This window comes from Polyangium sp. 15x6 (assembly GCF_029960785.1).
In the GTDB taxonomy this organism is placed as follows: Bacteria; Myxococcota_A; Polyangia; order Polyangiales; family Polyangiaceae; genus Polyangium.
In genome coordinates this window covers 101,817-122,198 of sequence record NZ_JASBQE010000028.1, presented here as the reverse complement: position 1 = coordinate 122,198, position 20,382 = coordinate 101,817, and the positions used below count along the sequence as shown (strand labels likewise).

General features: G+C 66.7%; 21 protein-coding genes and 1 tRNA gene. 17 read left to right on the top strand and 5 right to left on the bottom strand.

Annotated features, from left to right (window positions below):
* Window positions 1-20 precede the first annotated feature (20 nt).
* Both dapB and QHF83_RS21965 read left to right on the top strand, forming a co-directional pair.
* A complete protein-coding gene (gene dapB / locus QHF83_RS21970; RefSeq protein WP_348980455.1) occupies window positions 21-770 on the top strand; it encodes a 4-hydroxy-tetrahydrodipicolinate reductase in 750 nt (249 codons plus the stop codon).
* Window positions 771-911: 141 nt separating this feature from the next.
* Window positions 912-2,042, top strand: a complete 1,131-nt coding sequence (locus tag QHF83_RS21965) for a hypothetical protein (protein ID WP_282419853.1) — start codon at window positions 912-914, stop codon at window positions 2,040-2,042.
* A gap of 48 nt (window positions 2,043-2,090) precedes the next feature.
* Here the strand turns inward: QHF83_RS21965 and QHF83_RS21960 are convergent, their stop codons facing one another.
* The 4 genes from QHF83_RS21960 to QHF83_RS21945 form a co-directional block, all read right to left on the bottom strand.
* Window positions 2,091-3,542, bottom strand: coding sequence for a DUF6745 domain-containing protein (locus QHF83_RS21960; RefSeq protein ID WP_282419852.1), 1,452 nt, complete (start codon window positions 3,540-3,542; stop codon window positions 2,091-2,093).
* A gap of 23 nt (window positions 3,543-3,565) precedes the next feature.
* Window positions 3,566-3,889 (bottom strand): hypothetical protein, encoded by a 324-nt coding sequence (locus tag QHF83_RS21955; RefSeq protein WP_282419851.1) that lies wholly within the window; start codon window positions 3,887-3,889, stop codon window positions 3,566-3,568.
* 21 nt (window positions 3,890-3,910) lie between these two features.
* Window positions 3,911-5,146, bottom strand: coding sequence for an SDR family oxidoreductase (locus QHF83_RS21950; protein WP_282419850.1), 1,236 nt, complete (start codon window positions 5,144-5,146; stop codon window positions 3,911-3,913).
* 30 nt (window positions 5,147-5,176) lie between these two features.
* Window positions 5,177-5,251: transfer RNA gene (locus tag QHF83_RS21945), tRNA-Arg, on the bottom strand.
* 394 nt (window positions 5,252-5,645) lie between these two features.
* Here QHF83_RS21945 and QHF83_RS21940 point away from each other — a divergent pair.
* Window positions 5,646-6,323 (top strand): ankyrin repeat domain-containing protein, encoded by a 678-nt coding sequence (locus tag QHF83_RS21940; protein ID WP_282419849.1) that lies wholly within the window; start codon window positions 5,646-5,648, stop codon window positions 6,321-6,323.
* Between the two features lie 7 nt (window positions 6,324-6,330).
* Here the strand turns inward: QHF83_RS21940 and QHF83_RS21935 are convergent, their stop codons facing one another.
* Window positions 6,331-7,164, bottom strand: coding sequence for a hypothetical protein (locus tag QHF83_RS21935; RefSeq protein ID WP_282419848.1), 834 nt, complete (start codon window positions 7,162-7,164; stop codon window positions 6,331-6,333).
* Between the two features lie 358 nt (window positions 7,165-7,522).
* Between QHF83_RS21935 and QHF83_RS21930 the strand changes: the two genes are divergently transcribed.
* From QHF83_RS21930 to QHF83_RS21865, 14 genes are all read left to right on the top strand, one after another.
* A complete protein-coding gene (locus QHF83_RS21930) occupies window positions 7,523-8,038 on the top strand; it encodes a DUF6572 domain-containing protein (RefSeq protein WP_282419847.1) in 516 nt (171 codons plus the stop codon).
* Between the two features lie 218 nt (window positions 8,039-8,256).
* Window positions 8,257-9,399 carry an HNH endonuclease gene (locus tag QHF83_RS21925; protein WP_282419846.1) on the top strand — a complete coding sequence of 381 codons (1,143 nt, stop codon included), beginning with the start codon at window positions 8,257-8,259 and terminating at the stop codon, window positions 9,397-9,399.
* 92 nt (window positions 9,400-9,491) lie between these two features.
* A complete protein-coding gene (locus QHF83_RS21920; RefSeq protein ID WP_282419845.1) occupies window positions 9,492-10,553 on the top strand; it encodes a serine hydrolase domain-containing protein in 1,062 nt (353 codons plus the stop codon).
* Between the two features lie 191 nt (window positions 10,554-10,744).
* Window positions 10,745-11,422 (top strand): hypothetical protein, encoded by a 678-nt coding sequence (locus tag QHF83_RS21915; protein ID WP_282419844.1) that lies wholly within the window; start codon window positions 10,745-10,747, stop codon window positions 11,420-11,422.
* A gap of 5 nt (window positions 11,423-11,427) precedes the next feature.
* The gene (locus QHF83_RS21910; RefSeq protein ID WP_282419843.1) at window positions 11,428-12,099 is read left to right on the top strand and encodes a DUF5819 family protein; all 672 of its coding nucleotides are present in this window, start codon (window positions 11,428-11,430) and stop codon (window positions 12,097-12,099) included.
* The gene (locus tag QHF83_RS21905; RefSeq protein ID WP_282419842.1) at window positions 12,089-13,057 is read left to right on the top strand and encodes an HTTM domain-containing protein; all 969 of its coding nucleotides are present in this window, start codon (window positions 12,089-12,091) and stop codon (window positions 13,055-13,057) included. The genes QHF83_RS21910 and QHF83_RS21905 overlap by 11 nt, the downstream gene beginning before the upstream one ends.
* Before the next feature lie 332 nt (window positions 13,058-13,389).
* Window positions 13,390-13,728, top strand: a complete 339-nt coding sequence (locus QHF83_RS21900; protein WP_282419841.1) for a hypothetical protein — start codon at window positions 13,390-13,392, stop codon at window positions 13,726-13,728.
* A 14-nt stretch (window positions 13,729-13,742) separates the two neighbouring features.
* The gene (locus QHF83_RS21895) at window positions 13,743-14,819 is read left to right on the top strand and encodes a serine hydrolase domain-containing protein (RefSeq protein ID WP_282419840.1); all 1,077 of its coding nucleotides are present in this window, start codon (window positions 13,743-13,745) and stop codon (window positions 14,817-14,819) included.
* Window positions 14,820-14,823: 4 nt separating this feature from the next.
* On the top strand, window positions 14,824-15,408 hold the full coding sequence (locus tag QHF83_RS21890) for a hypothetical protein (RefSeq protein WP_282419839.1): 585 nt from the start codon (window positions 14,824-14,826) through the stop codon (window positions 15,406-15,408).
* Complete coding sequence (locus QHF83_RS21885) at window positions 15,405-16,289, top strand: hypothetical protein (protein WP_282419838.1); 885 nt, start codon at window positions 15,405-15,407, stop codon at window positions 16,287-16,289. The genes QHF83_RS21890 and QHF83_RS21885 overlap by 4 nt, the downstream gene beginning before the upstream one ends.
* Window positions 16,290-16,306: 17 nt before the next feature.
* Window positions 16,307-16,732 (top strand): hypothetical protein, encoded by a 426-nt coding sequence (locus QHF83_RS21880; protein ID WP_282419837.1) that lies wholly within the window; start codon window positions 16,307-16,309, stop codon window positions 16,730-16,732.
* Between the two features lie 97 nt (window positions 16,733-16,829).
* Window positions 16,830-18,914, top strand: a complete 2,085-nt coding sequence (gene glyS / locus QHF83_RS21875; RefSeq protein ID WP_282419836.1) for a glycine--tRNA ligase subunit beta — start codon at window positions 16,830-16,832, stop codon at window positions 18,912-18,914.
* Between the two features lie 52 nt (window positions 18,915-18,966).
* A complete protein-coding gene (gene rsgA, locus QHF83_RS21870; RefSeq protein ID WP_282419835.1) occupies window positions 18,967-20,052 on the top strand; it encodes a ribosome small subunit-dependent GTPase A in 1,086 nt (361 codons plus the stop codon).
* A gap of 54 nt (window positions 20,053-20,106) precedes the next feature.
* Window positions 20,107-20,376, top strand: a complete 270-nt coding sequence (locus QHF83_RS21865) for a hypothetical protein (RefSeq protein WP_282419834.1) — start codon at window positions 20,107-20,109, stop codon at window positions 20,374-20,376.
* The last annotated feature ends 6 nt before the right edge of the window (window positions 20,377-20,382 follow it).

The following is a 20,382-nucleotide window of genomic DNA, read 5'->3' as shown; positions in this document are numbered from 1 at the left end:
TCGCAGGCGCCACGGGGCGCATGGGGCAAAGCATCGTCCGCCTCGCCGCACAGGAAGGATTTTCCATCGTCGGGGCCATTGCCTCGCCGCAATCGCCCCACCTCGGGCGCGACGTCGGCGACGTGGCCGGCGCGGGGACCCTCGGCGTGGCGATCAGCGACGACGTCTCGGCGGGCCTCCTCGGCGCGGACGTGGTGATCGACTTTTCCCGCCCCGAAGCTCTGAACCGCGTGCTCACGGCCGCGCGACGACAAAAGATCGCCGTCGTGAGTGGCACGACGCGGCTCGACGTGGACACCGAAAAGAAGCTCGACGAGGCGTCCGCGACGATCCCCGTGCTCTGGGCTCCGAACACGAGCCTCGGCGTGCAGGTGCTCGCCGAGATCGTGGCGGAGGCGGCGCGCCGGCTCGGGCCCGGGTTCGACGTCGAGATCGTCGAGACGCACCACAAGGCGAAGGTGGATTCGCCGAGCGGGACGGCGACGCGGCTCGCGGACGCAGTGCGCGACGCGCGAAAAGGATTGCGGACCGTGACCGGGCGCGAGGGCAACGTGGGTCCCCGCGCGGCGGACGAGATCGGCGTCTTCGCGATGCGCGGCGGCGACGTGATCGGGGATCACACGGTGCACCTCCTCGGCCCGGGCGAGCGGCTCGAATTGACGCACCGGGCGACGAACCGGGACCTGTTTGCCCGGGGCGCCTTGCGCGCGGCGCGGTATCTGTTCGGAAAGCCGGCGGGGCGATATTCGATGGCCGACGTCCTGGGATAATCGGCGTCGAGCCACCATTCCGCAAAAAATCTTGGCCGGAAGCGTCGGACATTGTTCATCCCTTCCGGGGACGAGACTGCCTTGACGTCGAGGGGGGATTCCATATCCTCCCCCCCGAACGACGCGACGAAGGAGTCTTGCATGAATGATGTTCGAATGGCCGCCGCCTGCCTCACGGCGTTCTTCCTCCTCGCTGGCTGCGGCGCCGATGGCGCAAAAGAGCAAACGCAGGAGGAGGACCTCGCCGAGTTCGAGTCGATGCGCGAAGAGCTCGAGGGGAAACGCGCGGTCTTCATCGAGACGCCGGCGCAGGACTTCTTCGCCACCGAAAATACCCTCTACTGGGTCGAGGTCGGCAGCGGAAACCCGCTCCTCCGCAGCTTCGACGATGCGAAGAAGCAGCGCACCGATTACACCTTCAAGGTCTACCTCACGGGCGTCTCGAGCCCGAACCCGGTGGACAACATCAATTTCGCCGCGTCGAGCACCATGGTCGCCTCGATGAACGTGCTCGACGGCGCGAACACCTACGCGGCCGGGACGCCCGAGATGCCGCGCGGAAAGCTCGACCTGCCCGCCCCGCCCTTCGGCCAGAAATGGTGGGCCTACTCGGTGACGGGCGACGATCTCTACGTCACCGTGATCAACGGCGACACCGGCAAGTACGTCCTTCAAAAGTGGACGCCCGGCCAGGCGAGCGCGACGGACGTGCTCGTGCTCGACGACCTCATCGCGCCCAACGTGATGGGCGAGTTCACCAATTTCGCCGTCAATGGCACGACGCTCATGTTCGCCGAAGGGGGCCGCCTCTGGCTCGCGGAGCTCACCGATGCGAAGGCGAAATGGGTGCAGAACGACAAGCGCGCCGGCGGCGCGGATTTTTATCCCGGCGGGGCCGTCTACTCGCAGGACCGCGAGTTCTTCCGCTACGACAAGGCCACGGACACGCGCGAGAACATCACGGACAAGATCAAGGCCAGCTACTCGATGAACAAGACGTTCGCCGAGGCGCATCACCCGGGCCACGACATGACGTGGTGCAAATTCAAGAACAAGGTCGTCTACGAGGGCAACTTCGGGATCTTCGCCTACGACCTCGAAAGCGAGACGGTGACGCCGCTCTTGCTCGACGCGCGTGACAACAGCGTCGTCTACAAGTATCCCGTGGCGGTCGGCACCGGGACGCTCTTCGTCAAAGGGCTGGAGAGCACGAGCGGAGCGACCGGCGCGGACGGCCCGATGTTCTCGCTCGCGGCGGCGAATCTGCTCTGAGAATCGCTACGAGCACGGAGGACCCATTGCGCGAAACGAATCCGGCGCTCACGTCTCCTTGATCGGCCGGTACCGGCTCGGATCATCGAACCCGGCGAGCCACGCCGCGGCTGCGTGACATGTCGTCATGGCCAATGGAACGCGCAGCAGATAGCGTCGCCCGGTCGACGGACAGGCGCACGCAAGGAACATCTCGGACACGTCCCCGCTGCCCCACATCGCCGGGAGCTGCAACCGCACGAGCCTCCGCTCGCCGCCCGGGTCGTGGTCCTCGTCGACCACCTCGAGCTTCGCTCGCGCGAGCACCTTCTCCACGCCCGCACGCTCCAGCATCACGCGGCGCAGCTCCGCATTGCGCTCCCGCAAGATCCTCTCCGGCGAGAGCGTCTCCGGCGCGAACACCACCTCGGGCTCGACGGGTACGCCGCGCCATGCGACCGACCTCGTCTTCGCCGAGAGCGCCTTGGGCCAGGTGCGCAGCGACGTCCCCGCGACTTCGATGGGAGCGGTCACCCGGAGGTCGTCGGGCACGGTCGCGAGGGCCGTGCAGTCCGCGAGATCGAGACGCTCGACGCGCAGCTTGCGCGGCAACTCCGCGAGCGCGGTGCACCCGGCCAGGCTCAGGCGCCCCGGCACCGTGAGCCCCGCCGGGAGCTGCGTGAGCGCCTCGCAGCGCCGGAGGAGCAGGTCCTTGCCCACCTTGATCCCGGAGCGCACCGTCGTGAGCCTCGGCGCGTCCCGCAGCTCGATGCTGCGGCCGGCGTCGAGATCGTTGGGCGTCTCGACCAGCGCGCGGGGCCGGATGAGGCGCAGATCCCCCAGGACCGAGAAGCCTTGCGGCAGCGTATCCCCGGGGAAGTGGTGCACCTCGAGGGAGCCACACACCATGAGCCCCTCGAGCGAAGCGAGCCTCCGGCAGCCGACGAGCGTGATGTCTCCGCCCACGCGCAGATCAGCCGGCAGCGCGGTGATCTGCGTGCCGACGATGCGCAGGTCGCCCTTGACGTGCAGGCCTTCCGGCAGCGCAGTCAGCGAGGGCCCGCCGATGATCGTGAGATCACCGGCAACGCGCAGGCCCCGGGGGAGCTCTGCGAGCGACGTGCAGCCGCTGAGGAAGATCGACCCGCCGATCGCGGCGTGCGCGGGGAACGCCCGCAGATGGGTGCAGTTTTGGAGCGAGAGCGAGCCGCCGACCAAGAGCTTGTCTGGCAGCGCGGCGAGCGGCGAGTGCTTGTCCCTGCTCGTGCCCAGCACCGGAGCGCCCGCGGAGATCTCCGATTCGGCGCACGCGCCGCCGATCCGCAGATCGCGCTCCACGCACAGGCCATCGCCGATGAAGCGGAGCCGCTCGCACTGCCGCAGATCCAGGTCACCATGAACGGCGAGCCCCTCGGGCAGGCGTCGCACGCGGCTGCCCGCGAGCGACAGCGACTGCCACACGTGGACGTTCGCGGGCGGGCGCCCGGTCTTGAGGAGCGCGAGGAACGCGGCGGCATCCATTTCGCAGGTGTCCTTTGCGGCCGTCAGTCGGCCATCGTGTGCCATCCGCCGCCCGAAGAAAGCTCGCGCTGCTGCCACACGCGATAAAAGCCACGCGGCAGCGTGATCGTGTCGTGCTCCGGGTGAATCACATCGGCCGTATCGCGCAGGACTTCCATGAACAACAGCGGCGTCCGTGACGGTCCGCCCTGCCATAGGAACAGGCACGCGGCGCGCTTGCTTGCAATGCGGTGCCGGTGACCCGTCACCTCGCCCGCGGCGAGAACGAGGCTCTTGATGCGCACGGCTCCCTCCGGCAGTGCGTCCACGGTTTCGATCAGCACATCACCCTGACGCCAGAGCGGCATGCTCCAAGAATAGACGATTCATCACCAGGTGCCCTCGTGAAAATCCTTCCACACCCGCCCGAACACCGGTGCACCGGCGAGCCCGCGCGCGATCGGGTCGCAGATCCGCGCGGCCGCGTCTTCCGTATCGAGCGGAGGGGCGAACCCTTGCGCGCGCATTCTGTGCCGCACGGACCACGCCCCCTCGTGCGTCACCCAACCGACGTCGACGCTGTTCATGAAGATGCCGAGCCCTGAAAGCTCTTCGGAGCACGTGCGCGTGAGCATGTTGAGCGCAGCCTTGCCGGCGTTCACGTGCGGGTGCCGCGCGAGTTTCATTGGCCGCTCGAGCTGCCCATCGAGGCCGACGACGTTGACGACGTATCGGTCGTGGTGGCGCGACGCGCGCAGCGCCGGCAAGAGCCGCGCCGTGAGCAAGAGTGGTGCGGCGGCATTTACATGCATGACGTCCAGGATTTCCTCGGCGGACACGTCCTCGAGATGCAGCGTCCAGCCGTTCACCTCGCGCCGATCCTCCTCCGCGACGCTCTCGACGTCCCCCGCGGCGAGCCGCCCTTCCTCCGGCCGTAGGACCGTCTGCGCCGCGTTGTTCACGAGGATATCGAGCGAGCCGAAGCGCGCCGTCACCTCGGCTGCGAGGCGCTCGGCCTGACGCGGATCGCGGAAATCGGCGCTGAGGACGTGGACTCGATCGCGCCACTCCTCGAAGTCGGGCGCTCGCTCGAACACGCGCCTCGCAGCGGCGGCGAAACGTGACGTGGCGATGAGCTCGGCCCCGCTCCGCAACATCCGGAGCGCCGTGGCGTGCCCGATCTTCACGCGCGCGCCCGTGATCAGCGCGCGCCGCCCGCGCAGATCGAGCCGCTCCGCGCGCTTGCTCTCGTGGAACGCCGCGCATGTCGGGCACAAGAGGTGGTAGCGCCGGTGCAGCTCGCGAAACAGTGCGCTGCACACGTAACAGCGCCGCGAGCCCGCCAGGAGCGGAACCGTATCGCCCCCGCTCACCTCGAGCGCGCGGCCGTTCTCGCGTGCGACGAGCACCTCTTCGAGCAGCCCGCGATCGTGCTCGCGCCGCCCGGCCGCATCGACCTTGCGTCGCTCCTTCCGGGCGCGCTTGTAGATGCGCGCTGCGAGCCGCTCCAGCGCCTCTCGGTCCGGCATCGCCGCCGGCCGCTCGATCGCGGCGCGCAGCACACGCAGGCAGGTCTCCCACGCCGCCGCGTCGACCCCCTCGATGGGCGCGTTGTCTTTCGCCACGGATCAGCCCTCACCCAAACGAAGGCCCTGCGGGGCCGGCCGGAGTCGAACCGGCTTCCTGTCGGATTCGTAATCCGACCGCTCTACCACTTGAGCTGCGACCCCACAGGGCTCGAGCACAGTACCACGAGAAGCCCACCATGACGAGCTGGCCGCCCTTGACGTTCGCTCTGCTCCTGCCTTCGAGGGTCCTGTGGAACCCCGTCGGAGAGGCCGTCATTCTCTCGCGGCGAGCACTTCGAACTCCGCGCCCGTGAAATGGGCCGTATCGAGCCCATTCGTCACCCACACCCCCTGCAATCCGAAATGCTCGCAAGTCAGACGTCAGCTACTCGAATACCCTGGTGCATGACAACTTCGTTTGGCCTGAAAGCCCCACCGACGAGCAGCGCCAAGCTGTGATGGACTGTGCGCAGGGACGACGGGAGCGCAATTCTGCGATCGCCGTTCGCACGAATGCATCGTTGACGCCCGGGGCCACCGATGGTTCGGTGACGTCATGACGATCACGCCCGCCGGCTTCGCCCAGGCCCTCGCCACCGCCCTTCGTCATGATGATACGAGCGCCCTCGCCGCGCTCCTCGCGGCCGCTCCTCTCGATAGCCCGCCCCTCGTGCCGATGGCGGTGTTGGCGAAGGCCCACCGGTCGCTCGATCTGCTCCTCTCGCGAGGCTCTTCGGCCAACGAGACCCGCGTCGATGGTTTGGCCGGGCTCCACCTCGTCCGGGACGCGAAAACGGTCCGCACGCTCCTACGCGCGGGCGGCGACGTGAACCTCCCCTCGCCGAGCGGCACGCCGCTCCACCTCGCCGCGGCGAACGCGGGGCCGCCCGTCATCAAGGCGCTCCTCGACGCCGGGGCCAACCCGAACACCGTCCGCGAAAGCCCCCCCACGTGTTTCACGCCGCTCCAGGTCGCCTGTGAGCTCGGCCGCACCCAGGCGGTCAAGGCGCTCCTCGCCCAGCCGCCCGCGCATGAGGCCTGCTTCTTCCTGACGGCCGAATTCGTCACGCGAAAAGGCAAAAAAGAACTCGCCGTCCTCGACCTCCTGCTCGCTGCGTTCGGCGCCGACATCGAGCCGCCCGCCGGCTATGATTCCCTGCTGCACATCGCCTCGAAAGCAGGGTGCCTCGACGGGGTCGAGCTTCTGCGTCGCCACGGCGCCGCGGTGCCGTGAGGGGCCGTCATTCCCGCGCGGAGAGCACGTCGAACTCCGCGCCCGTGAAATGGGCCGTATCGAGCCCATTCGTCACCCACGCCCCCTGCAATCCGAAATGCTCGCGCATCGCGCGGTACGCTTGCACGTCCGTGAGGCTCGGGGCGACGCCGCCCTCGTAGTTGTTCTTCGTCTCCTCGGTCGTCCACATGCGATCGCCGGGAATGCGGTCGAACAGGAAAGGGTGGTTGTGCAAATGCGCGACGGGCTGAAAGCCGCGGCCGAGGTCCGCGAGGACGCGCTCCTTGACCTCGCCGCGTAACTTGCCGCCGACCCGATCCGCTCCCGAAAAGTAGACCCGGACGCGGCCATTGCCCCGGAGAATGTACGCGCCGAACTCGGTGGGATGTTCGACCATGGGATACCTGCGCGCCTGGCGCTGGAAGAGGCGCCATTCCAGGCAATCGATGGGGCTCACGGAGCCCGCTTTGCCGTCGAGGATGACGTTGACGTTGTCGATCTCGCGGTATCCCGAGGTGCCGGTCATCACCTGGCGCGCGCGTTCGAGCAAGGCGCGTTGCGAGAGCCCCGCCTCGCTGCCGACCTTGGCCAGGAGGGCCGCATGATACTGGTCGCGCTCCGGGTCGCGCGGGGCGGGCGCCCAGAGGACAGGCTCGTCCGGGAGATCGAAGACCTCGTGTACCTCGCCGGGAATGGGCTCCGGGACGGCGATGCGCTCGGGGTTTTTCGAAAGGGATGGGCAGACGGCGGGCGGAGGTTCCGGGTTGGCGGGAATGGGAGCCGATGCCGAATGGCAGGCCGTGGCCAGCAGCGCGAGGAGGAGGGAGAGGCGGGAGCGCACCGGGGAACGCTGCGAACGCGATCCGGGGGTGTCAAGGCATGCTACGCCGTGCACTTCGGGTGTTTGGATGCTTCCTCTGCAGGCGGGGAGCGACACGAACCGCCTTCCGGGTCGATCGCTGCATGCAGGGACGTGCACCGAAGCCCGTTCGTGCGCGTTCCTTGCATGACGCGGACTGCACCAAGGGCCTTCGGTGCACGCCGCTGCATGACGCGGACCGCGCCAAGGGCCTTCGGTGCGCGTCCCGGCACGACAGGGCGGCGTCCGAACGCCCTTGGCGCGTTCCGTGTCGCGTGGATCGTGAGGCGGCTTGCAGAGCGTACTGAGCGGACGTAGCCTGCGATGATCGAAAAGGCCCATGAAGAGCCGCGGAAGAAGAATGGTGGGCCAGGCGAGGGTTGATGCCCATGACGAGGAGCCGCGGGGAGCGTTTCGTTCTGTCGCTCGTCGCGGCTCTTTTGCACCCGTATTTTACCAGTCGTGGCGCCTCTTCGCGCCGGACCAAACTGGAAGTGAGGCGACCATGACCATCGAACAAAGCAGAGTCGTGGATTGGCTTGGGATCGAGAAGGGCACAGGTCATGTAAGACTCACCGTCATCGACGATCTCGATTGGGTAGACGAACGGCGACACCTTCTGTTGCTGCAAGAAAAACTGAACACGTATCTCGCGTTCATCGAGAGTGGGGAGGTGTTCCAGCGCCTCGCCGAGGACGTCGGGCGTGAAGTGGAGCATTCCACACCCATCAAGGTATACATTCTTGCCAAATATGCGACCACACGCGAAGGCGAGGATTTCCTTGACTATGCCAGATCCATGTTCAAGGGCGCGGGGATCGACCTCATCTTCAAGCTGGTTGAGGTCCCGGGCTAGGAGCTTCACCGCGCCGGAGACGCGAAGAGAAACCGCCACGCTGGGGAGACCTGGATGACTGAGCTGAAGCCCGAGGACCGCACGACGCGGCGCGGGTGGAGTCGTATTTCAGCCGCTTCGCGAAGCCGCGAAAGAAGAAGGGTGGTCCGGGCGAGGGTTGATAGCCGTGACGGATGCTCGCTTGACAGGCGGGCGTCGCAAGCCCACGTTCAGTGCCCATGTCGATTTGCAAGTTGTGCAAGAAGCAAGATGCGATGTCGTTGGAGCACGTAATCCCGAGCGCGCTTGGCGGAACGCTCCAGGTAAAGGGCATCCTCTGCACGAAATGCAACAGCGAATCCGGTAGAGGTATCGACGCGGAGCTCATCAAGGCATTTGACTTCGCTCGTATGCTACTCGACATCAGAGGGGACCGGGGCCAGGCGGCCAACGTACGGGGGCAAGATCCCAAGCTTGGCGGTCTCATTTTGGAGTCGGGCGGCAAACCCCGACCCATGGATCATGCGCCTCAACTCCTCAGTGAAAATGCAGACGGGTCCAAGACCTACCGAGTAGCATCTCCGGCGGCGGCACGCAGGTTCGTTGAAGCGCAACGACGCAAAAACCCTGGTGCAAACTATCGAGTAAATGAGGCATGGACCACGAGTTCGTTCTCCGATATGGTCAACGTCAACTTCTCCATCGGAGGAGAGGATTTCTATCGGAGTTGCGTCAAGAGCATTCTATCGCTCCTCATTGTGCGTGGCGTGACCGATTCTCAGATCCTTGATGCAGGTGCTTGGCGCTACGTCGCCGGTGCATCCGGCGACGAGTCTGGCGTTCATACATGCTTGGCGCCGGCTCAGCCGCTTTGGAGCCCGTCCGAGCGCCTGGGTAAAATGTACCATGCAATTACGGTTCATGGCGATTCGTCAACCCGAGACGTACGGGCGGAGGTTCGCTTTTTTGGTGGCATATCAGTGGGCGTCGAGATCAGGGGCGCAGCCTGCACGGACTGCCGCTTCGGGTATGCCGTGGATCCAATGACCGGAGAGGAACAGGACCATGACACCTGGTCTGGAGCCCTCGCGGCACCGCCTCGTTACATAACTGACGAGGTCATCGAATCAACGCGCCAGGCTGTAACAGCTATCGTCAAGACTGGGCTGGAGCGACAAAACCAGCAACTGCTCCACGACATTACTGACAGAGCCATGGCGAAGGCTTTCGCCGGTCTCGAGGAAGGCGCCCCCATCCCGGCTGAAGTCCTGGACAGACTCGCTGAGGAAGTGGCCCTCGACTTCACGCGACACCTGATGCGCACCGACTGGAAGGAACCGGCCCCCGACCTCGTGGAAGAGCTGAATCGTCGCAAGTCGTGAGCCGACAGGTGCCCACGGCCAACCTCTTGCCCGTCCTTCTCCCTCCTCGATCCCCTCCCACACCCCCCCGTTTGCGCTACCTTGCGCGCCCCATGTCCCAGACCCGCGACCTCCTGCTCGAAATCGTGAGCGAGATCGAGGCCCCCGGGCTCGTCGTCGCCGTTTGTGACCGACGTGAGATCCTCTGGCACCACACTCGCGGTCATGCCGATCGCGAAGCTCGGTCGTCGGCAGACCTGGATACCCTCTTCAGCGCTTGCTCGATCACGAAGACCTTCACGGCTACTGCGATCCTCATGCTCCGTGACGCCGGGCTTCTTGCCCTAGACGAACCGCTGCACGAGAGCGTCCCGGAGGCGTCGGCTCTTCGCTATCCCACGACGGACTGCTCACCGATCACGCTACGCCACCTGTTAACACATACCTCCGGCCTTCCCCGGGGCATCCGAGACTTACGCGGTGTACTCCGACGCGAGCCAGATGAGCGCGAACTGTTGGAACATCTCTCCAACGTGACTCTGGAACGCGCACCGCATGAGGAGCGGTCCTATTCGAACCTCGGGTACGCTTTGCTCGGCATTGCCGTCGCTCGTCGGAGTGGAAAATCCTATACCTCGTACGTCGAGGAACAGATCTTCGCCCCTCTGGGAATTACAGAAGCGACATTCGATCCCGAGAATCATAGCGCGACTCACGCGACTCCACATGACATGCGCGACGGCGGCTTTTTCCCACAGGCGCTATGGAAACACGGTGCCTACGTCCCCGTCGGCGGCCTTTACGCATCCGCGCGCGCGCTCGTCCATTGGGTTCAGTATCAGCTTTCGGCGTGGCCCCCTCGCGACGATCTCGATCCTGCCAGGCCGCTTCGCCGATCGACCGTGCGCGAGTCGCACCGCATCGGCGGACTGCAACGCGCTGGGCGCAATGGTAGCGGCCTCGGATGGGCCATCGAACGCGGAGGCCTGGGGCATGTCGTGCATCATAGCGGCGGATCCCCGATCGGATACTCCTCGTTCGCAGGCTTCGAGCCCAACGTCGGCGTCGGTATCGTAGGACTGGCCAATGCCGACGTTGGCCTGGAGGCATCCCTCGTCAGATTGCTCCACGCTTTCGCCGTCTCCCGCGGCCTCGTCGAAGATCGCCGCCGGTAGCTCCCGTGCGCCGCGTCCGCGCCCTCGTCCCCTGGACCATCCTCGCGCTCCTCGTCCTCTGGCCGCCGGTCCACGTCCTCCTCGCGCTGGCGGCAGCCGTTACCTTGCTCAGGCTCTGACCCGATGCGTCCGTGGGGCTGCACACGTCAACGGCCTTGCCCGAGCGTAGCGGGCGGACGTACTCTGTGAGGATGGACAACCCCCGGGATGACACTCCCACCAAACAGTACCGCAAGAGCGGCGCCTTCACGATCTCCGGCATCCGGGCGGACGCCGAGACGCAGGGAATGGAGGCCGCCTTCGCGGCGGTGCACGTCGAGCTGAAGGCCAGGGACCGCGAGCAAGAGGATCTGGAAGAGGCGGTCGAGGAGCACGAGGCCGTGATCTCCTGCTGCGACCGCGTCGTCGATCGGATCGTCCGCTCCTTCGAGCTGCGCCTGCTCGATCTGTGCGAAAAGAATCGGGACGACCCGCGATATCGTCGTTATTTCGCCGAAGGCCTGCGCGCGGTGACGGAGGCCGACGCGCGCGAGGTCGAGCCCAAGATGGTGCGCGACATCGTCAAGGCCCTCGACGAGGACAAGAACAAGCCCGGCATGAAGCCGCTCCACGAGGAGTATTTCGCCAAGCTGCTCGGCGCCGTGGAGGCGGTCGAATTGGCGGACGCCGCGTGCACGAAGGTCGAGGAGGAGCTCGCGTTCCTGAAGGAAAAGACGATCCCCGAGGTGAAGCGCCGCTGGGTGGAAGAGCGAATCAAGCTGCACGCCGAGCTGACGAAGAAGTTCCCGCACGACGCGGCGCGGGTGGAGTCGTATTTCAGCCGCTTCGCGAAGCCGCGGAAGAAGAAGGGTGGGCCGGGCGAGGGTTGACGCCCGTGACGAGGAGCCGCGGGGAGCGTTTCGTTCTGTCGCTCGTCGCGGCTCTTTTGCTCGGCCTCCTCGGCGTTCATTTCGCCTGCACGCTGCTCTATCTCACCCCACCGAATCCGATCCGGATCGCGCTGCATGCGCCGCTCATGCGGTACATGCATCCGTACTTCTACCAGTCGTGGCGCCTCTTCGCGCCCGATCCGGGCGGGACCGACTCGCTCCTGCTTGTCAACTGCAATGTGCGCGAAGGTAGCGTGATGGTCGAGTCGGACTGGTTCGACATCACGACACCCCTTCACGAGCACCGGTACCGGCGTCGATTCTCGCCTGCGCTCCTCCTCGCCCGCGCGCAGGAGCCACGCTTGCTTCTGCGCGCCGATCCGATGAACGAGGCGATTCGCCGCTATGGGTTACCGAACCCTACGATCGAAGCCGCTCGCGAAGCGCTGGCTGCGGAAGCGCGCAGGCAGTTCGAGAGCGGGCGCGCGCACGCGAACCGCATCGCCTCCGCTGCATGCGATCGGCGCTTCGGTGTGGGCCGTACGGCGCAGGTGAGCGCGCAGTTGGTCTTGCGGAAGGTGCCACCCTTCGGGATGCGGGAGGGCGCGCCAACGCAGGAAGACACGTACACGCTGGAGCTGCCCTGGGCGCCGTACGAGGTCGTGGATGGCTATTGAGCCCGAGGGCTTCCTCGACCGCTTCTCACGACCCCATGGTCTGGCTGGGCTTGCGGCGTTTCGTATCGTCGCGGGGAGCACGATCCTTTATCAGTACCTCGTCAACCACGCACAGCGACGGTTCCTGTTCGGGCCGAATGGGGTGTATCCGCGAGACCTCCTCGGCGGCGCGTTTCCGCTCCTCGCGTGGAGCCGTTCCTACGTTTGGTTCGAAGCCATCTATCACGCGGGTATCGTGCTGGCTCTGCTCTGGGTCGCCGGTTGGCGGACGCGCTTCGTGACGCCGATCCTGTACGTGCTCTGGAGGTCGCTCGCAGCGCGCAATCCCGTGCTGGCCGACGGAGGGGACAACCTCGCGCATCTCCTGATGCTGTACGCATGCTTCGCGGATGTCTCCGGGCGGTGGTCGGTTGATACGCGAAGACGGCCCGAAAGCGCGCCCTGCACGCTCCTGCAGAAGTGCACCGCGATGGTGCACAACACCGCGCTCCTCGCGATGCTCGCGCAGGTCTGCCTCGTGTACGCGGTTGCGGGAGCGACGAAGGTGCAGGGCGAGACGTGGCGCGATGGGACGGCGATCTACTTCGCGCTACGCAAGGCCGAGTTCGCGTGGCCGGGATGGAGCGAGAAGGTCTACGCGAGCGCGTTCGTGGTGACGGCGCTGTCGTACGTGACGGTGGCGTTTCAGATCGCGTTTCCGTTCTGCGTCGCGCTCCATGCGCGAGCCAGAAGAGTGGTGCTCGTGATGGCGATCGGGTTTCACCTCGGCGTCGCGATGTTCATGGGGCTCGTGACGTTCGCGGCTTTCATGATCGCCGCGGATTTGCTGTTCGTGCCGGAGGAGGATTTTGCGCGGATCGGCCGGGGGTTGAAGCGGCTACGCGGCTGGCTTAGCGTGCGCATGCAGCATCGAGACCGGCGCCAAGGCGAGCCACCCAACGCGGGAGCAGGGGGATGAGTACGTTGTCAAGATTTTCGTACGCTGTGCCGGCCGTGGCGGGAGCGCTCGTCGTTCTCTGCGCGCTCGCGCTCGTGCGATCCTACTCGTCGATGCCCGAGGAGCCTCTGCGGGTTGCGATGACCCACGAGACGAACAGCGGTAGCACAGGCGAGGGAACGCCGCGGTCGCGGCAAGACGCTCCGCTGTCGGCGAGGTGGCTCGACGAGGAGGACGAAGTGGGCATGTTGGCCCAGCGCGCGGAAGAGGCGCGAGAGGAGCAAGAGGAGCTACGGGAAGAGGCCGAGGAGGAGTCAGGGTTGTCGACTTCGCGTTCCCCGCGTCCGCACTCCATGCTGCTCGCGCACATCGAGGTGATCAGCACCCGAGATCCGGCATCTGGTGTGGCGCCCGATCCATGCGTGCACCCGATCCAGCTTCCGCCGCCCAACGAGGCGATGCCACACACGAAGTTTTCGCTGCGCACGACGGCGCTTGCTGCGGATGGATCGAACGCCGAGATTCGCCACCTCGCCGAAGTTGCTGCTATCGCATCGTGCTCCCCCGAGGGCGGGTTTTACTTTGATAACCCACGGGCCGCTACGCATATCCACCGCTGCCCCACATCGTGTGCTTGGGTGCGGGGCGCGACGCATGGCGTGCGCGTCGACGTCCTCGCGAGCGCTCACTGAACCTAGAGGACCGCATGTTCGACACGGATGACGCGAAAGACCGAGTACTCCACGAGCTTATCGGTGAGGTCGAAGCGCCGGGGCTCGCCGTCGCCATCTGCGGCCGAAACGGGATCCTCTGGCATCACGCGCGGGGCCACGCTGACGCAGAAAGATCGGTACCCGTCGACCTCGACACGCCATTCGGCACCGGCTCAATAACAAAAACGTTCACAGCCGCAGCCATCCTGGCGCTCCGGGACGATGGCATCCTCAAGCTCGACGAGCCGCTGGTCGAGAGCATCCCAGAAGCTGCCGCGCTTCGGTATCCGACGAAGGATAGCGCGCCAATTACGCTGCGTCATTTACTCACCCATACCTCGGGCCTTCCCCGCGGCGTCCGCGATTTGCGGGGCGAGCTTCACCGCGAGCCCAATGACGACGAGCTGCTGGCGCACCTCGCGTCCGTGAGGATGGCGCGCGCGCCGGGAGTCGATGATGAATACTCCAACCTCGGCTTTGCTCTTCTCGGTATCGTCGTCGCGCGTCGCAGCGGGCAGCCCTATGCCTCCTTCATCAAGGAGAGGATCCTCGATCCCCTCGGAATGACGACGTCGACATTCGCGCCCGAAGTGCTTGGTGAGCATCTCGCCACACCCCACAAGAACCGCGATGGGGTGCTCGGTCCCAATAGACTATGGGAGCATGCCGCATACACGCCTGTCGGTGGTCTTTACGCGTCCACCCGCGACGTCATCCGCTGGATCTCATTCCAGCTCGCAGCCTGGCCGCCACGGGATGATCCTGATCCTGCGCGACCGCTGCGGCGTGCCACGGTGCGTGAGTCGCACCGCGTCGGCGGTCTCCACCGTATCGGACGACGCGGAAAGGGACTCGGCTGGTCGATCAAGGCAGATTCGCCCCTCGGGGAAATCGTTTGGCACAATGGTGGACTTCCGATGGGGTACGCTGCCTTTTGCGCGTTCGAGCCCACCGTTGGCGTCGGGCTCGTAGCGCTGACGAACGCGCTCGTCGACATGGATGACCGCATGTTCAAGACGCTTGCCAAGTACGCCGTCTCCCGCGGCCTCGTCGAAGACCGCCGCCGGTAGCTCCGTGCGCCGCATCCGCGCCCTCGTCCCCTGGACCATCCTCGCGCTCCTCGTCCTCTGGCCCCCGGTCCACATCCTCCTCGCGCGCCATTACCACTTCTCGACCTGGCGCTACGGCGGCTTTGGCATGTACGCAGCGCCCGACGGCGGCGAACGGGAGGTCTACGTCTTCATCCAGGACTGCAGCGCTCGGAACGCGACAGAGGTCGCTCCGACGACGACGAAGGCTCCTCCCGGTTTCATTTACCGCGTCCGCGCCGGTCGGGCGGACCTGATGGCTCTCCCCGAGCTTTCATCAGACGAACAACGGGCCTTGTCGAGCTTGACGAGGGACATCCGCTCCCTGAGCCGCCCCAGCGATTTCGAGCAGCTCGGCCGGTGGATCGATGCCAGGGGCGCGGCGAAAGGCGAGTCCCCGCCAGTCATCGCTGTCCTCGTATCCACGCCTCGCCTCGATACCGTGAAGGGAGCGGCGTACGCCGACGTTTTTGGTTTCCTTCGCGAGCGAGGCCGTTGGTCGTCCGTCGGAGAGGCATCGGGTACCAGCGCCCTCGATGTCCTGACGGCGCGCCTCTCCGCCTGCCCATGAATCCGCTCTCCTTGCGCGAGGTGACGAACGGGCTCGGACGCGAGTTCTGCGCGCCCGTCGCGCCGGACGTCGCCGCGTGGTTCCACCGGTTCTTCCTCGGGAAGACGCTGCTCCTCGAGTGCCTCGGCGTGATGGCTGCGCGAAATGCGGAAGGGCTCGCGCTCGCGCGAGTCCTTATCATGAGCACGGCGCTCCTGCTCGCCGAGACACGACACTTCGAGCGCTTGGGCATCTTCGTCTTCTTCCTGCTTCGGACCACGGACGTCGTCCTATCCTTCCCCTACACCATCAATCACGCGTTCTTCGAATGCGCGCTTCTCCTCGCATTGCTGCTGTCGGACCGCGAATCGGAGGTCCCGCAGCCGGCGCGCGTGGCGCAGGTCGGTATCCTTCTCGTCTTCTTTCAAGCAGGGGTTCAGAAGCTCGCGCACGGTCATTACGTGAACGGAGAGTTCCTCGCGCTGCGCGTGCTCTTCGACGAGGGAGACATGGGCCGACGGCTACGCTGGATGCTCGAAGGGACGGCGCAGCTCGGCGGGCTCGCTCCTTTGCCGCCGCTCCCGCTCCCGCGGCCGAGCTTCATCGCTGGCGCCGAAGTCTCGCTCCCAGCGTGGACGTGGAGCGTCCTCCGGGGGCTCTCGAACGGCGTGTGGATCGCCGAAATGGGGCTGCCGGTGCTCGCGCTGCACAAGGCGAGTCGAGCCTGGGCCGCGATCGGGTTGCTGTTCCTGGAGAGCTTCATCCTCGTGCTATCCGGCGAAACGAGCTTCGGGTTCACGACCGTGGCGTGCCTCCTTTCGTTCTTCCCGGAGCTGGCACGGTGGACGTACCCTGCTGCTCTGCTCGCCCTCACTGGGGTCGTCGTGCTGCTCGGCCGCTGAGCTCGGAGGTTATCATCATGAAACAAATTGTATGTTCGGTTTTCGCCCTGTGCCTCGTCGCTTGTGGCCCCGATTGGAATGGCACGTTCGCCGGGGAGCTCTCGCAGAGCGGCGATTGCTCCGATGGTTCGTCCGTCCCGGTGACGGAGGCGGACATCGAGCTGACGTTGTACGACAACGGCGATACCGTATCGTGGGACGCCGCGTGTGGCACGACGGTCATCGCCGACGTGGACGGCGAGGTCGCGAGGTTGCGTCAATCCAGTTGCCCGGCCGAGACGGTCAACGGGACGACCCAGAGCACCACGATCGAAGGCGGCACCCTCAGGCTGAGCGACACGGCGCTGCGCGTGGAGCTGGATCTCACGGTGACCCTCGCCGGAGCCACGACGGCGACCTGCGACCTGACGGCCGAGGGGACGCTCGAGCGCCTGTCGCAGTAGGCCGCTCGCGCCGAGGACGTACCCGCGAGCCCACGGCGGGACGTCCCCCACGCTTCCCCTGCCCCAAGCCGTCCGTTTGCGCTACCTTGCGCGCCCCATGTCCCAGACCCGCGACCTCCTGCTCGAAATCGGCTGCGAGGAGCTGCCCGCTTCGTTCGTCGACGCCGCGCTCCGCGCGCTCCCCGATCTTTTGAAGAAACGCTTCTCGGATCTGCGCATCACGCACGGCGCGATCCGCGCGCTCGGTACGCCGCGAAGGCTCGCCGTACTCGTCTCCGGCGTCGCCGAGCGCCAGCCCGATCTCGAAGAAGAGGTCACGGGTCCGCCCGTCAAAGCCGCGTTCAAGGACGGCGTGCCCACGAAGGCCGCCGAGGCGTTCGCGTCGAAGATCGGCGGCTCCGTGGCCGATCTGCGCCGCGTCGAGACGCCGAAAGGCGAGTACCTCGTCGGCACGCGGCGCGAAGCCGGCAAGCTCGCCTCCGCGCTCCTGCCCGAGGCGCTCGCACAGGTCGCGACCGCGATCCCCTTCCGCAAATCGATGCGCTGGGGCGCGGGCGATTACGCGTTCGGCCGGCCGATCCACTGGGTCATCGCGCTCTTCGGCGAGGACCTGCTCGACGTCGAGATCGCCGGCGCCAAGAGCGGCCGCACCACCTACGGCCATCGCTTCCTCGCGCCGGGCGCGATCACGATCACCTCGGCCGCGATGTACGTCGACGCGCTCCGCGCCGCGCACGTGCTCGTCGATCCCGAGGAGCGCGCGCGCGTGATGCGCGAGCGGCTCCTCGAGGCGGCCGCGTCCGCGGGCGGCACGCTCATCGAGGACGACTTCCTCATCGAGGAGAACCTCTCGCTCGTCGAGGAGCCGCACGTGATCGTGGGCGGCTTCGGCGACGAGTTCCTCGAGCTGCCCGAGCGCGTGATCCTCGCCGTCGCCAAGGGCCACCAGCGCTACTTCGGCATGCGCGCGCAGGACGGCAAGCTCCTGCCGAAATACCTCTCGGTCGTGAACACGGCCGAGAACCCCGCGAACATCCGGCGCGGCAACGACAACGTCATGCGGGCGCGGCTCTCGGACGCGCGCTTCTTCTACCGCGAGGACGTCAAGATTCCCCTCGCCGATCGGCGTACGAAGCTCGCCGGCATCGTGTTCCAGAAGCGGCTCGGCACCATGCTCGGCAAGGCCGAGCGCGTCGAGCGGCTCGCGCGCGAGCTCGGCCTCCTGCTCCAGCTCCCGGAGCCTGCGATCATGGCCGCGGCGAGCGGCGCGCACATCGCGAAGAGTGACCTCGTCTCGCTCATGGTCGGCGAGTTCCCCGAGCTCGAAGGCGAGATGGGGCGCGCGTACGCGCTCGCGCAAGGCACGAGCCCCGAGGTCGCCGACGTGATCCGCGAGCATTACCAGCCGAAGGGCGCGCAGGAAGCGACGCCGCCCTCGGACGCGGGCGCGCTCGTGTCGATCGCGGATCGGCTCGACACGATCGTCGGCTGCTTCGCCATCGGCCTCACGCCGACAGGCGCGGCCGATCCGTACGGCCTGCGTCGCGCGTGCCTCGGCATCCTGCGCACCGTGCTCGATCGAGGCTTCGACCTGCGCATCTCGGACGCGTTCCGCGCGGCGTACGACGGCTACGGCGGCGTCTCGCTCGACCTCGGGCCGGGCGAGCTCACGGACAAGCTCGGCGACTTCTTCACCGAGCGTCTGCGCGGTCTGCTGGAAGCGAAGCTGCCGAGCGACGCGGTCGCGGCCGCGCTGCCCGTCGCGGCCGAGCGGCCGCTCGACGCGCGGGCGCGGGCGACGGCGCTCGCGGGCCTCGACGCGGACACGCGCGCGCGGGTAGGGGAAGTCTTCAAGCGCGCCACGAACATCGCGAGCGGCGCTCCGGCCGGCGAGCCGACCCCGCCGCGGGTCGAGGATCACGCGAGCGAGAAGGCCGTGCACGACGGCTACCTCGCGCTCGCGTCGAAGCTCGTCGATCTGCGCCGCGCGGGCGACTACGCGGGCGCGCTGCGCGAGGTCGCGAGCTTCGCGCCGCTGCTTCACCGCTACTTCCTCGACGTGTACGTCATGACGGACGACATCCCCGTCCGCGAGAATCGCCTGCGCCTCATGCGGGCGATCAGCGAGACGTGCGCGACGCTCGCGCGGCTGGAGCTGCTCGGCGAACGGAAAGAAGCCTGACGGAAGGCCGTCCGTTCCTCTGCTATGGTTCGCGGGAGGCCACCCCTCCCGCATGAACCCCGACCTCGTCCGACTCGGATTCACCCCTCATTTCGCCGGCCATTTCGCCGCGCACGCCGCCGAGCATTCGACCTCGCGGCTGCCTGCCCGCGTCATCACCGAGCACCGGGGCGCCTATCGCGTGCACGATGGAACGATCGAGCGCTGGGCCGTGATCGCGGGCCGGCTCCGCCACGAGGCCGAGAGCCCGCTCGACATGCCCGCGGTCGGCGACTGGGTCGTCCTCGACGAGACGGCCGATACCGAAGGGCGCGCCGTCATCCAGGCGATCTTGCAACGCCGCACGGCCTTCGTTCGCCGCGCGGCGGGCCTCGACAAGAAGCCGCAGGTCGTCGCGGCGAACGTCGATCGGGTCTTCCTTGTGAGCTCGCTCAACCGTGATTTCAGCCCGCGTAGGCTCGAGCGTTACCTCGCGCTCGCCCGCGAGAGCGGCGCCGATCCGGTCATCCTGCTCAGCAAAGCCGACCTCGCCGATCCCGGCCCCGCGATCGAGGCGGCCTCGGCCATTGCGCGCGGCGTGCCCATTCATGCGTCGAGCTCCCAGACGGGCGAGGGCATCGAGATCGTGCGTGACTACCTGCGCGACAACAGGACCGGCATCCTGCTCGGCTCCTCCGGGGTCGGCAAGTCCACGCTGATCAACCATTTGCTCGGCGAAACGCGGTTCGCCACCTCGCCCATCCGCGACGACGACGACACGGGCCGCCACACCACGGTGCGGCGCGAGCTCGTGGTGCTGCCGACGGGCGGCATCATGATCGACACGCCGGGCATGCGCGAGATCGGCCTCTGGGAAGCGAGCGCGGGCCTCGACGAGGCCTTCGACGACGTCGCGGTGCTCGCGGCGAGCTGCCGGTTCTCCGATTGCCGGCACGAAAAAGAGCCTGGATGCGCCGTCCAGAGGGCCATCACCGAGGGCGCGCTCTCGGCGGAGCGGCTCGCGAGTTACAAGAATCTTCAAAAAGAGGGCGATCGGATCGAAATGGCCAGCGACCCGCGGGCGCGCTCGGAGGAGATTCGCAAGAATCGCGTGCAGGCGCGCGCATTGCGTGCGCACCTTCAGAAAAAGCGCGGCTGAGCCTCATTCGCTGCCCCTTGCGCTCGCCCCACGATCGAGGCGACCATACCGCCCATGCACGTTGCCTTCGTGGTGCACATGGTGAAGGGCTCCGACGCCGACACGCTCCTCTCGGAAGAGACCAAGCGCGATACGCAAGCCGTCGTGATGTCGCTCGAGGACGCCGGCAAGATGGGCTTCTCCACGTCCGGGATCACGCCGAAGCCCGGCCAGGAGGTGAACATCATCGTGGTCGCCCGCCGTGACGCGCCGTGGGTCCGCCGTCAGATCGAGGCCCACGATCACGTCGCGGGGTTCCACGAGGTCGACGTCAACCTCGCCTGAAGCGCG

Bases quoted from the DNA above. Each gene is read 5' to 3' on its own strand.
- QHF83_RS21960 (WP_282419852.1), bottom strand. From the start codon at position 3,542: ATGGATGCCGCCGCGTTCCTCGCGCTCCTCAAGACCGGGCGCCCGCCC.
- QHF83_RS21905 (WP_282419842.1), top strand. From the start codon at position 12,089: ATGGCTATTGAGCCCGAGGGCTTCCTCGACCGCTTCTCACGACCCCAT.
- QHF83_RS21965 (WP_282419853.1), top strand. From the start codon at position 912: ATGAATGATGTTCGAATGGCCGCCGCCTGCCTCACGGCGTTCTTCCTC.
- QHF83_RS21955 (WP_282419851.1), bottom strand. From the start codon at position 3,889: ATGCCGCTCTGGCGTCAGGGTGATGTGCTGATCGAAACCGTGGACGCA.
- glyS (WP_282419836.1), top strand. From the start codon at position 16,830: ATGTCCCAGACCCGCGACCTCCTGCTCGAAATCGGCTGCGAGGAGCTG.
- QHF83_RS21895 (WP_282419840.1), top strand. From the start codon at position 13,743: ATGTTCGACACGGATGACGCGAAAGACCGAGTACTCCACGAGCTTATC.
- QHF83_RS21925 (WP_282419846.1), top strand. From the start codon at position 8,257: ATGTCGATTTGCAAGTTGTGCAAGAAGCAAGATGCGATGTCGTTGGAG.
- QHF83_RS21915 (WP_282419844.1), top strand. From the start codon at position 10,745: ATGGACAACCCCCGGGATGACACTCCCACCAAACAGTACCGCAAGAGC.
- rsgA (WP_282419835.1), top strand. From the start codon at position 18,967: ATGAACCCCGACCTCGTCCGACTCGGATTCACCCCTCATTTCGCCGGC.
- QHF83_RS21920 (WP_282419845.1), top strand. From the start codon at position 9,492: ATGTCCCAGACCCGCGACCTCCTGCTCGAAATCGTGAGCGAGATCGAG.
- QHF83_RS21880 (WP_282419837.1), top strand. From the start codon at position 16,307: ATGAAACAAATTGTATGTTCGGTTTTCGCCCTGTGCCTCGTCGCTTGT.
- QHF83_RS21930 (WP_282419847.1), top strand. From the start codon at position 7,523: ATGAAGAGCCGCGGAAGAAGAATGGTGGGCCAGGCGAGGGTTGATGCC.
- dapB (WP_348980455.1), top strand. From the start codon at position 21: ATGGGGCAAAGCATCGTCCGCCTCGCCGCACAGGAAGGATTTTCCATC.
- QHF83_RS21865 (WP_282419834.1), top strand. From the start codon at position 20,107: ATGCACGTTGCCTTCGTGGTGCACATGGTGAAGGGCTCCGACGCCGAC.
- QHF83_RS21900 (WP_282419841.1), top strand. From the start codon at position 13,390: ATGCTGCTCGCGCACATCGAGGTGATCAGCACCCGAGATCCGGCATCT.
- QHF83_RS21940 (WP_282419849.1), top strand. From the start codon at position 5,646: ATGACGATCACGCCCGCCGGCTTCGCCCAGGCCCTCGCCACCGCCCTT.
- QHF83_RS21885 (WP_282419838.1), top strand. From the start codon at position 15,405: ATGAATCCGCTCTCCTTGCGCGAGGTGACGAACGGGCTCGGACGCGAG.